This is a genomic window from Arthrobacter sp. H20, from assembly GCF_000520515.1.
In the GTDB taxonomy this organism is placed as follows: Bacteria; Actinomycetota; Actinomycetes; order Actinomycetales; family Micrococcaceae; genus Arthrobacter_D.
Genome location: NZ_KI914746.1, coordinates 9,853 through 20,104 on the forward strand (window position 1 = coordinate 9,853; position 10,252 = coordinate 20,104).

A 10,252-nucleotide genomic window follows, 5' to 3' on the forward strand; every position below is an offset into this window, starting at 1 on the left:
GGGGAGGGGTAGAGCTCGGCGGGAGGGGTAGAGACGGACGGGCTAGCCGCAGTAAGCGCCCTCGGATGCCGAGTGCACCAGCTTCGCGTACTTTGCCAAAACGCCCTTGGTGTAGATAGCCGGCAATGGCTCCCAGCCCACCTTGCGGCTTTCCAACTCGGCCTCGTCCACCAACAGGTCAAAACTCTTGTTGGGGATATCGACGCGGATCCGGTCCCCGTCCTTCACAAACGCGATCGGCCCGCCGTCGACCGCCTCTGGCGCAACGTGCCCAATGCACAGTCCTGTGGTGCCACCAGAGAAACGACCGTCGGTCAGCAGCAGCACATCCTTGCCCAGGCCAGCACCCTTGATCGCACCGGTGATGGCGAGCATCTCGCGCATTCCCGGACCACCCTTGGGGCCTTCATAGCGGATGACGACGACGTCGCCGGCCACCACCACCCCGTCGGCGAGCGCCTTCAACGCGGCCTGCTCCCGTTCGAAGACCCGAGCCGTTCCTTCGAATACCTCGGCATCGAATCCGGCGGTCTTGACGACAGCGCCGTCGGGGGCCATCGACCCCTTCACGATCGTGATGCCGCCGCTGGCATGGATGGGGTTGTCCAGGGCGCGGAGAATCTTGCCGTCGAGGTCCGGCGGATTGATCAACGCCAGGTTCTCGGCGAGGGTCTTACCGGTGACGGTCATGACGTCTCCGTGGAGCAATCCGGCGTCGAGCAGCGCCCGCATGATGACCGGCACACCGCCGACCTTGTCGACGTCGGTCATCACATAGCGGCCGAACGGCTTCAGATCCCCGAGGTGAGGAATCTTGTCGCCAATCCGGTTGAAGTCATCGAGTGTCAGCTCAACCTCTGCTTCGCGGGCAATTGCCAGCAGGTGCAACACAGCGTTGGTCGACCCACCGAAGGCCATCGTTACTGCAATGGCGTTCTCAAACGCCTCGCGGGTCATGATGTCCCGCGACGTGATACCCAGGCGGAGCAGGTTAACAACTGCCTCACCTGACTTGCGGGCAAACTGATCCCGACGGCGGTCGGCCGACGGAGGCGCGGCCGAACCTGGAAGCGACATGCCGAGGGCCTCTCCGATGCAGGCCATCGTGTTGGCCGTGTACATACCACCGCAGGCGCCTTCGCCAGGACAGATTGCCTTTTCGATGCGGGTGAGGTCTTCCTCGCTCATCTTCCCGGCGGCGCAGGCGCCCACTGCTTCGAACGCGTCGATCAGCGTGACTTCCCGCTCTGTGCCGTCCTCGAGCTTCACCCAGCCCGGCATGATCGACCCGCCGTAGAGGAAGACACTCGCGAGGTTCAACCGAGCGGCAGCCATCAGCATGCCGGGCAGCGACTTGTCGCAACCAGCCAACAGGACCGAACCATCAATCCGCTCGGCCTCCATGACTGTCTCCACCGAATCCGCAATCACCTCACGCGACACCAGCGAAAAGTGCATCCCCGAATGGCCCATGGAGATGCCGTCCGAAACGGAGATGGTGCCGAACTGCATGGGGAACCCGCCGCCGGCATGAACGCCTTCCTTGGCGCTCTGTGCCAGCCGGTTAAGGGAGAGGTTGCAGGGAGTAATCTCGTTCCACGAGCTCGCGACGCCAATCTGTGGCTTTGCAAAATCGTCATCGCCCATGCCGATCGCACGGAGCATTCCGCGGGCAGGGGCCCGCTCAAATCCATCGGTGACGGCCCGGCTTCGCGGCTTGATATCAGGGGTAGTTTCCATGCTCATGGGTCAAAGTCTAGGCGTACCGGTTTTCACTTATCCCATGTGACCAGCCTGTTACGGCAACACCGAACTAGTCCCGACTCTCTCCAGCTGAGCCATGGCACGTAAACTTGGCCCTATGTCGACGCCTCCATCGGACCCTGACCAACGAGAAGTGCCCGACCGGGCTCCCGATAGCGACCAACTCAAAGACGACCTGAGGAAAATCTTTGACTCCCAGATCCCCAATTACGGTGACTACAACCTGGTCCTCGCAGCCAACGAACGCTATCAACACCGAGAGCCCCATGGCGCGCGCGTGATCACGCCCAAGTACTACGTGGTGGGCTACCGCTGGAAACCGACCGAGATCATGATTGCCCCTGTCGACTCGCACACACTGGCAGCGTCCGGGATACCCGTAGAAATTAACATGACCAACCTCTCACACGTCCTGCGCCTCAATGACGGTCACTTCGAGGTAGGAACCAGTACCGGGCGAACCTTCCGGTTCGGCGTCCAGCCAGAAGCACGGTTCAGCTCGGGCCCCCACTCACAGCTCACAATCGATCAACTAGACGATCAAACGGACTTTGACGCCTTCATGACGGCCTTCATCGCGATGGTCTAGGTCACATCTGGTGGGTCCACATCAGCTGACCAACTGGATCAGCTGAATAGGGATCCGCGCTGCACCAGGTTGGCTGGCTCCTTGCCAGCCGCGAAGCTATCCAGCTGACGCTTCAACAGCCTGATCATCCGAGGCCAGAACGCACCGGTATTGCCACCACTGTGAGGAGTGATCAGAGCTCCAGGTGCCGCCCACAGTGCATGCCCTTCCGGCACTGGCTCCGGATCAAATACATCAAGCGCTGCCGATAGCCGACCGCTCACCACTTCGGCGGTCAGGGCCTCGCTATCCACCACCGCACCACGGGCAACGTTGACCACCAGGGCGCCGTCGGGCATCGCCGCCAAAACCTCAGCATCGATGAGGCCGCGGGTAGCCCCAGTGAGCGGGGTGATGACGATCAGGACGTCTGCCTGCCCGGCCAGCACCACCAGTTCGTCGCTGCCGTGCACACGCCCCCACTCGTCGTCGCGGGCTGAACTACCCACCCGGGTCAGCTCCACCTCAAAGGGTTCGAGGCGCCGGGCAATCTCGACGCCGATTCCTCCGACGCCCACGAGCAACACTCTGCGATCTGCAAGGCCTGGGAAGCGTGCGGGTTTCCACTGCCCGAGGGTCTGGTTACGGACCGCATCATCGATGCCCCGAAGCGAGGCGATCGTCAGGCCGATCGCGAGTTCAGCAGTCGCCGCGGCGTGGACCCCTGCTGCGCTGGTGACCGCGACGTCGTCGCCAACCAGTTCCGGGATGCCTTCATAACCAGTGGACTGGGTCTGCACCAGCAGCAGGTTCGGCGCACTTCGCACGGCATCACCGAACTGATCGGGGGACGCCATATACGGCAGGACTGCCGCGTCAATGTGAGCGAGTTCAGCCCCCACTGGCTCGACGTCGAAGTCCCACACCACCAGGGAGATTCCTTCGGGCGCTGGCTGCAGCGCCTCAAGCATTTCAACACTGGGCACCGAAACTGTTCTGATCCTGACCATCATGTGAGCCTAGTGCCGATGGCCCGCACACGACACCTGCCGCCGGTAGACACCCGCGAATCATGGTCGTAACGTCGAAGGCATCCGGGTTGCCACCACAGGAGGAGGACGAGGGATCTTGCGAACCACAATAAAGCTCCTCACCATAGTCGCGCCGACCACTCTGGCCCTACTAGCCGTCTCGGCCTGCACCGGCGCCGCGCCTGACCCGATCGTCGGTGGGACTGCAGCGCCAACCAGCAGCACCGGCTCAGCTCCAGTGAGCAGTTCACCGCCTGACTTACTTCCGGTCCTCTCCCCTGTCGAGACCCTAGTCGATTCTCTTAGCGTGCCCTGGGCCTTGGTCAGGCTGCCCGACGAGTCGCTGCTCGTGACAGAACGCGAAACCGGTGAGATTAAGCGGGTGGCAGACGGGTCAGTGAGAACCGTCGGCACACTTGCCAGTGAAGTGGCAGCGGCGGGTGAGGGCGGGTTGCTCGGCATGGCAATCGGGCCGGATTTCGAGGCAGATCCCCGGCTCTTCGTCTACTACACCAGCCCCGCTGACAACCGGATAGCCAGCCTTGACTACAGCGAGGATGGCTTGGGCGAGCCCCAGGAGGTGCTGACTGGCCTTCCGAAGGCGAACATTCACAACGGCGGCCGGATCAAGTTTGGCCCCGACGGATACCTATATGTCGGAACTGGGGACGCCGCTGCACCAGCTGCAGCGCAGGACCCCGGAAGTCTTGCCGGGAAGATTCTGCGCATCACGACCGACGGCGATCCGGCCCCTGATAACCCATTCGGGGATTCTCCGGTTTACAGCCTGGGGCACCGCAATGTGCAGGGCCTCGGCTGGGACTCAGCTGGCCGGTTGTGGGCCAGCGAATTCGGCCCAGAGATTGACGACGAGCTAAATCTCATCGAGCCCGGAGGGAACTACGGCTGGCCAGCAGTCACCGGAGCCCCTGGCGCTGACGGCTTTATCGACGCTGCGGTGGTGTGGCCCTCCACTGCCGCGTCCTCGCCGAGCGGAATGGCGATCATTGACGATGTGGCCTACATCGGCGGGCTTCGTGGCGAACGGCTGTGGCAGGTACCGCTGGGGACCGGAGTTGCTGAAGCACCAATCAGCGCCTTCGATGGGGAGTATGGTCGGCTACGCGACGTGATCGAAGGCCCAGACGGGACCCTGCTGATCGCCACCAACGAGGACTCACAGTCACGGGTGCTCAGTGTCACAGCCGACTAGCTGAGCGGTCACTGGTCAATTTCGGATATCGGTCAAAGTGCTGGTAGAGTTTCATGCTGTTGCGGTTGGCCCGATGGGCACAACCAACACGCACCTCTAGCTCAATTGGCAGAGCATCTGACTCTTAATCAGAGGGTTTCGGGTTCAAGTCCCGAGGGGTGCACCAATTAAATGACCGTCTGACTAGGCATAATGCCAGGTCAGGCGGTTTTTTTGTGCCAACGACGAAAGTGAAAAGTGTTACTTTGCGGGTTACTTTGGTCAGAAACAGGCACGAGCTCGCCGGCTGCTGAGGCCGCACCGCCCATGAAGGGTAGTGCGGCCTTTCCTGTGAGACCAGAGTGGCTAGACCCCCTGAGCCGACTGACCTCTTCGACTTCCGGTGATCGGTTGGCTGCCGGGGTCCACGCCGTTTCGTGCTGGCGCCTCTCGCGAAGGTTACCTGTGGGCCGGTCGCGGGTGGCAGGGGTTTGCCGGCCTTGGCTGCGGCGATCCTGAGACGCGAATCGGCGATGTTCTCGGCGGCCTCCTGGCACATGACGGACACGGCCAGCGCAATGATGGCGCCAATCAGAAACGGGTGCGGGGTAAACATGGCCGCGACAGCGACCAGGTAGCCAGCCGCGGCGAACACGACTGCGCAAAACCCTCTTCACCGCGGCAACCTCCTGGAGCATGGTCCAAGCTGACGCGCACGGCGGGAATGCGATGATCTCGATGGGTCAGGCAGTGCTGTTCGACTTCGATACGGTCTGCTGGGCGCCGCCCGTCTGGGACATCACCCACCTGCTCAAGAGGGCCGGCAACGCCGAGAATCCCGGCTTCACCGCAGCGGAAATCATCACCCGGTTCGATTTCTCCTCGGCTGAGGTGAATGCAGCGATGGAGCTACGCCGGACCGCGTCCCTGATCGACCAGGCCCATCACCGGTTCACTGGCGGGCAGATACTCCTTCCGCAAGCAGCCTGAGCGGCCCTATCCTGTGGGAATGGCTAACCCGGCCGGTATCGAGGCGGAAGGGGACCCCGACGAGGACTGGGGTCCATGCATCTCCGTGGCGGAGTGGAGGCTCATGTACCTGCGCGGGATGAGTTCCGAGCAGATTTCGCGCCACTGCCGGGTTCCCCTCAAACGGGTCCGTCAAGTGATCAGGACCTTCGAGAGGACCCACCCAGAGTTGGCCGGCAAGCGCCTGATGCTCCACGACCAGCCTTCCCTGCCGACGGCCGCCGACCGTGCGAGTAAACCGCGGCGCCCGTCCTGGGAGAAGCGTCTCCAGGAGGTGCGGACCTTCTACAGGCGGCACCGGCGGATGCCCCGCGCACTCTCCAAAGACCCGGCCGAGAAACGCATGGCCGAGTGGGTTGCTGGCCAACGCAGGCTGATCCGCCGAGGAACTACGGGAGAGCAACGCCAAGCTGCATTGCAGGATGCTTTCGGAAACTGGGTGGGCCGGCCGCGTGCGGAGGCCGAAGTGGAGCTGTGGGCGGAGCGTCTGGATGAGGTGGCAGGGTTCCAGGCGGTAGAAGGGCACCTCCCCCGGTTCCGCAGGGGCGAGGACCGGTTCGAGAACATTCTGTCGACCTGGGTGACGACGCAGCGCGGCCTGCATCGGGACGGCACCCTGAATCCGGACCGTCACAGGCGGTTGAACGAGCGGATACCAGGATGGGAGACCTGGCCGCGGTGAGCCTAGTCCTTCGATTGTCCCGGCTCAGGCTTTCTCAGCTGACTCTGGCACATGTACTGCTTGCGGTCTCAGGCGGGCGTCCATACAACGCTGGTTAGCTACATCCGTGCGACGTTCGTATTGCGGACCATCACCGCAAGATCGGCGAGGGCAATGGCGAGGACCACTTTAGGCACAGAGGGATGCCGAGCTGACAGCAGTTCTATTTCTTGCCTACGGATACACCTTCGTGACTCGGTGGCAGGTTGAGACTATGTGCAGTTGTTTCGTCGCTCAGGCTTCCAGCTGTCGGTTCGATTCTTGGGATGACGACACTACAAACAGCTCCTTTTACTCACGGGTTCACAAATCCAGGTGCTTGCTGAATCAGTGCTGGAGAAGGGTAGCAAGGCTCGCCATGCCGCCATGCCGCCGCCATGATGCACCGATCTCGCCGAACACTGTTTCCGCTGCTTCGCGGCAGACCTTTCGCACTTCGCGGTCCTGCAGGACCATGGAGCACACCCTGCGCACGTCAGGATTATGCAACACAACACCAAACCCGACGGCAACTATCATTCCGAGCGAGGCGAGAGGGATTGCGTCGAGCGTCAGCGTGGGACTCCCGCCGCTCTCGGTAGAGGGCTTGGCATCGGTTGACCCGCTTTCTGCACCAGTCGTCCCTCCCCCGTGCGTGGCGTGTGTACTGCTGTTATCCGAAACGTCCATGATCACTCCCTGTTATATTTAGTGTTAGCTACGGGCTGATTAGCCCTAAGTTAGCCCGAGTATAGGCATCAATAGGAAGTTGCGTCAATAAATGGCTACTGAACGCCCTAATTTGGACCCGCGCCTGGCCGCACAGGGGATGGTTCTGAAGGAGTGGGGTAAAGAATGGCGAAAGGCGAACGCTAAGAGTCAGCAGGATTTGGGACGTGCTGCCGGGTACGGAAGTGACGAGAGCCCGAAAAGTGCGGCCGTCGCGATTTCGCGTATCGAGTCAGGAAAGACTGATCCGTCCGGCCGGTATCGTCAACGACTCCTCGATACGCTCGGGCACAAGGAGACGGAGCTTCAAGCTGAGATGGAGCGCGCACTCGTGGCCCCACAGCGGCGCGGAGCAGTCGTCCGAGCGCTACACGGGCCGGTTCACCAAGAAAATGACACGCGGCGAATGCAGATCATCGGCAGATCGAACCTGCTGACCGAGCGTGTCACGATTCAGCTCCGGAACTCCGAACAGACGCTTGAACTAGCCCGCAACAGCTTCGTCCTGCCGTTCCTTGAGACCGCAGCCATGATCGATTGGCAACCTTTGCTTGACCTCCAACAGGACGGGCCATTTGATGGAAGAGCAGGATCGCAAGAAATTAAGATTCGAAGTCTGAGGGAGCAGACGCAAGTCAGCATTCTCAGGACATTGACCGAGAGTGCTGCGGGAGGCATCGCTGGTGCCGGTGTGGGTGCAGGCACTGCGGCCGGTGTGTTCGCTGCCGTTTCGGCCGTGGCGACCGCGTCGACGGGGACCGCCATCGCCTCGCTCTCGGGCGCCGCCGCCTCCAGTGCGACCCTTGCCTGGCTGGGTGGCGGTTCGCTAGCAGCCGGCGGCCTGGGCGTTGCAGGCGGCACGGTTGTCCTGACAGGCATCGTTGCGCTACCTGCTCTGCTTGCCGTGGGCAGCGTACTCTTTTGGAAGGGTCGGAGGCTTCGACGAGAGGCTGGGGCGGAGGCCGAGAAGCTTGATGCTGCGCAGCAGGCGTTGGAGGACATGGAGAGCGCGTTACCGCGGGCGGAGCGATGGAACGAAAGCCAACAGTCCGTCATTCAGCGAGCCGCATTGCTTGGACGCACCATCCAGTCGCAGTATATTGAACCTCTCGCGTTCGACTGCACCGCAGGCGGCCCGGGCGAACGACAGATCAAGTGGAACAAGTTAACTCATGACGTTCAAAAGGCGCTGAAGGTCCAGCTAAGGCTGCTCAGCATCATTCTCGACACACGGGCGCTGCCAGTTTGGTTGCGGGTTACGACCGTCAGTGAGCCCGAACTTTCTGCCACCCAAGAGAGTAGCGCTGCGGTATCCGAGGACTGGATTGACGAAAGCCTCGTACTAGCGCAGTTCGACCTCGACGAACACGAGGAGTGGGTGCGTAGCTTGTTGTCTAGCGAGTCGCTTGACGACCGGTGAAGGGTAGCGGAGCCACCCGGAACGAAGGTCGAACGTGCTCGTCGGCCTTTAGGCAGGCGGTATCCACGACCCTCGATGTCGCTCTGGTGACGCCTTACCTTATGCGGCCATCCGGTGGTTCCTAGTCGCGATGAACTTGAGCACATTCTCACGGTCCTCGACGCAGTCATCTTTGGTAGCTAGCTTCGAGAAACACTACGGTTAGAAGATTGGGGTGGTGAAGTCGCCCGCCACCCTGCACACACCCACTATGTCACCGACACTGACATTTTCACCTCGTGCGAGCGGTGGGCGCCGACAGCCCAGTCCTCTGCGGCTTCGACGCTGACCTGACCATTGAAGGCACCCGCGCGATCAACCGGTTGCGGTCCCTGCTGCTGCAGATCTTTCCGTCCCTGGAACGGGTCTCCGTCGGCACGATCCTCACCCGCGGGCTTATGCTCGACCTGTTGATCACACACGCCGGGCTAACCAGCTTACGCCCCGCAGGCGTGGCAACAAGCTGCGCTGTGCAAGAAACCGCAGCCGCAAGGATCCGACCAAACTCATCGATGAAATCGTCACCGCCCTCGGGGAACGAACGGTTACCGCGATCGGCACCGACGCGGTGGAACTAGTTATCCCACGCGTCGCTATGCAGGTCAAAGAGCTCAAACACCAGCGAACCATCGTCGCCGCCGAATTCGAGAAAATGCTGGACGACTTCCCTCTTTCCATCGTCTTGATGTCCATGCCAAGAGTCGGCATCATCTGCCTCGCCCGCCGCCGCGGCGACGCCATCAAAACACTCCAAGAGATCAAGACTCCGAAAGCTGCTTGACTAAGAGCTGCTGCCGCTCAGAGGAGGACCTGCGGACACATTCGACCTTAAACCGATTCTGCAGTCAGGCTACGCCCTGTCCGGGTCCAACCGGTATCTCCCCGATGCAAACAAGCGGTCGAATACGCGCGATCATTTGAGCCATCCTTGCAGGATTTCCGTAGCCCGCGGCTCGTAGGGCGAGACATCAAAACGTGACGGTCCGCGAAGCTTCAACACTTTGGCAAGGAAGGCGACCGACTCGCCCACATCAGCACGAAGCGCCTCAAGTCCTGTTGCAAGAGCCGCGACGTCATCTCCTTTATGGTAATCGCGCATGAATGTCTTGCAGGCAGTTTCGATGTGCCGAACTTCCTCCATTACTTCGAGGCTTTCGACGAGCGACACCGTACTTGTTGCTATTCGCCTCACCTCTTTGACTGAGTCGATGACCTCATCTGGGATCTCGGTTTGGGGGGCGACGACAAAAACATCCTTGCCATCGATAACATCGACGAGCACTTGGCAGTGGTGTCCGTCCGTGGGGACGAGAGTTGTATCAATCGATCCACTTATTCCCACTCCCGTGAGAACTCTTCTCCATCGCTTTGAACCGCCCCGGGTTTAATGGAGGGTGTTGGTTCCTTGAAAGGATGAGCCCTTATGGCAGCACCTAAGAAGTATCCGGATGAGCTTCGTGAGCGGGCGGTCCGGCTGGTGATGGACGCGCAGAAGGACCCGAGTGGCCGGCGGGGCGCGTGTACCAGGATTGGTGCTCAGCTTGGTATTCCGGCGGACACGATCCGTGGCTGGCTGCGTACCGTCGAGATCGATCAAGGCCTGAGGCCTGGGACCACAACCGATGACGCTGCCCGGCTGGCGGAGCTCGAACGTGAGGTCGTTGAGTTGCGGCGGGCGAACGGGATCTTGAAGTCGGCGTCGGCTTTCTTCGCGGCGGAGCTCGACCGCCCCTCACGACGATGATCGCCTACATCGACAAATATAAGGACGAATACGGGG

The 10,252-nt window shown here is 61.4% G+C and carries 12 protein-coding genes and 1 tRNA gene; 8 read left to right on the forward strand and 5 right to left on the reverse strand.

The genetic code is table 11. The features are described from left to right. Positions 1-42: 42 nt before the first annotated feature. Positions 43-1,746, reverse strand: coding sequence for a dihydroxy-acid dehydratase (gene ilvD, locus Y703_RS0113505; protein WP_026553125.1), 1,704 nt, complete (start codon positions 1,744-1,746; stop codon positions 43-45). A gap of 115 nt (positions 1,747-1,861) precedes the next feature. Between ilvD and Y703_RS0113510 the strand changes: the two genes are divergently transcribed. Next, positions 1,862-2,353: a hypothetical protein gene (locus tag Y703_RS0113510; protein WP_026553126.1), complete on the forward strand. Its 492-nt coding sequence runs from the start codon at positions 1,862-1,864 to the stop codon at positions 2,351-2,353. A gap of 38 nt (positions 2,354-2,391) precedes the next feature. Here the strand turns inward: Y703_RS0113510 and Y703_RS0113515 are convergent, their stop codons facing one another. Next, entirely contained in the window at positions 2,392-3,342 is a 951-nt protein-coding gene (locus tag Y703_RS0113515) for a 2-hydroxyacid dehydrogenase (RefSeq protein ID WP_026553127.1), read from the reverse strand. Positions 3,343-3,460: 118 nt separating this feature from the next. Between Y703_RS0113515 and Y703_RS0113520 the strand changes: the two genes are divergently transcribed. From Y703_RS0113520 to Y703_RS0113540, 4 genes are all read left to right on the forward strand, one after another. Continuing rightward, on the forward strand, positions 3,461-4,576 hold the full coding sequence (locus Y703_RS0113520; protein WP_026553128.1) for a PQQ-dependent sugar dehydrogenase: 1,116 nt from the start codon (positions 3,461-3,463) through the stop codon (positions 4,574-4,576). 90 nt (positions 4,577-4,666) lie between these two features. Further along, positions 4,667-4,742: transfer RNA gene (locus Y703_RS0113525), tRNA-Lys, on the forward strand. 509 nt (positions 4,743-5,251) lie between these two features. Then, entirely contained in the window at positions 5,252-5,545 is a 294-nt protein-coding gene (locus tag Y703_RS0113535; protein WP_026553130.1) for a phosphotransferase, read from the forward strand. A gap of 19 nt (positions 5,546-5,564) precedes the next feature. Next, positions 5,565-6,266, forward strand: a complete 702-nt coding sequence (locus Y703_RS0113540) for a helicase associated domain-containing protein (RefSeq protein ID WP_155849534.1) — start codon at positions 5,565-5,567, stop codon at positions 6,264-6,266. 366 nt (positions 6,267-6,632) lie between these two features. Here Y703_RS0113540 and Y703_RS0113545 read toward each other — a convergent pair whose 3' ends face one another. Beyond that, entirely contained in the window at positions 6,633-6,974 is a 342-nt protein-coding gene (locus Y703_RS0113545) for a hypothetical protein (RefSeq protein WP_026553132.1), read from the reverse strand. Positions 6,975-7,419: 445 nt separating this feature from the next. Between Y703_RS0113545 and Y703_RS20990 the strand changes: the two genes are divergently transcribed. Beyond that, complete coding sequence (locus Y703_RS20990) at positions 7,420-8,433, forward strand: hypothetical protein (RefSeq protein ID WP_155849535.1); 1,014 nt, start codon at positions 7,420-7,422, stop codon at positions 8,431-8,433. A gap of 248 nt (positions 8,434-8,681) precedes the next feature. On the opposite strand, the gene Y703_RS22715 is transcribed toward Y703_RS20990, so the two are convergent. Further along, entirely contained in the window at positions 8,682-8,894 is a 213-nt protein-coding gene (locus Y703_RS22715) for a hypothetical protein (protein WP_216698901.1), read from the reverse strand. A 173-nt stretch (positions 8,895-9,067) separates the two neighbouring features. Between Y703_RS22715 and Y703_RS22720 the strand changes: the two genes are divergently transcribed. Beyond that, positions 9,068-9,253, forward strand: a complete 186-nt coding sequence (locus tag Y703_RS22720; RefSeq protein ID WP_026553134.1) for a hypothetical protein — start codon at positions 9,068-9,070, stop codon at positions 9,251-9,253. A 132-nt stretch (positions 9,254-9,385) separates the two neighbouring features. Here the strand turns inward: Y703_RS22720 and Y703_RS0113565 are convergent, their stop codons facing one another. After that, entirely contained in the window at positions 9,386-9,754 is a 369-nt protein-coding gene (locus Y703_RS0113565; RefSeq protein ID WP_026553135.1) for a hypothetical protein, read from the reverse strand. 141 nt (positions 9,755-9,895) lie between these two features. On the opposite strand from Y703_RS0113565, the gene Y703_RS0113570 reads away from it, so the two are divergent. Further along, a complete protein-coding gene (locus Y703_RS0113570; RefSeq protein ID WP_026553136.1) occupies positions 9,896-10,216 on the forward strand; it encodes a transposase in 321 nt (106 codons plus the stop codon). Positions 10,217-10,252: the final 36 nt, after the last annotated feature.

Excerpts from the sequence above, each read along its gene's own strand:
- Y703_RS20990 (WP_155849535.1), top strand. The coding sequence starts at position 7,420 with ATGCAGATCATCGGCAGATCGAACCTGCTGACCGAGCGTGTCACGATT.
- Y703_RS0113570 (WP_026553136.1), top strand. The coding sequence starts at position 9,896 with ATGGCAGCACCTAAGAAGTATCCGGATGAGCTTCGTGAGCGGGCGGTC.
- Y703_RS0113535 (WP_026553130.1), top strand. The coding sequence starts at position 5,252 with ATGGTCCAAGCTGACGCGCACGGCGGGAATGCGATGATCTCGATGGGT.
- Y703_RS0113510 (WP_026553126.1), top strand. The coding sequence starts at position 1,862 with ATGTCGACGCCTCCATCGGACCCTGACCAACGAGAAGTGCCCGACCGG.
- Y703_RS0113515 (WP_026553127.1), bottom strand. The coding sequence starts at position 3,342 with ATGGTCAGGATCAGAACAGTTTCGGTGCCCAGTGTTGAAATGCTTGAG.
- Y703_RS22720 (WP_026553134.1), top strand. The coding sequence starts at position 9,068 with ATGCAGGTCAAAGAGCTCAAACACCAGCGAACCATCGTCGCCGCCGAA.
- Y703_RS0113545 (WP_026553132.1), bottom strand. The coding sequence starts at position 6,974 with ATGGACGTTTCGGATAACAGCAGTACACACGCCACGCACGGGGGAGGG.
- ilvD (WP_026553125.1), bottom strand. The coding sequence starts at position 1,746 with ATGAGCATGGAAACTACCCCTGATATCAAGCCGCGAAGCCGGGCCGTC.
- Y703_RS0113540 (WP_155849534.1), top strand. The coding sequence starts at position 5,565 with ATGGCTAACCCGGCCGGTATCGAGGCGGAAGGGGACCCCGACGAGGAC.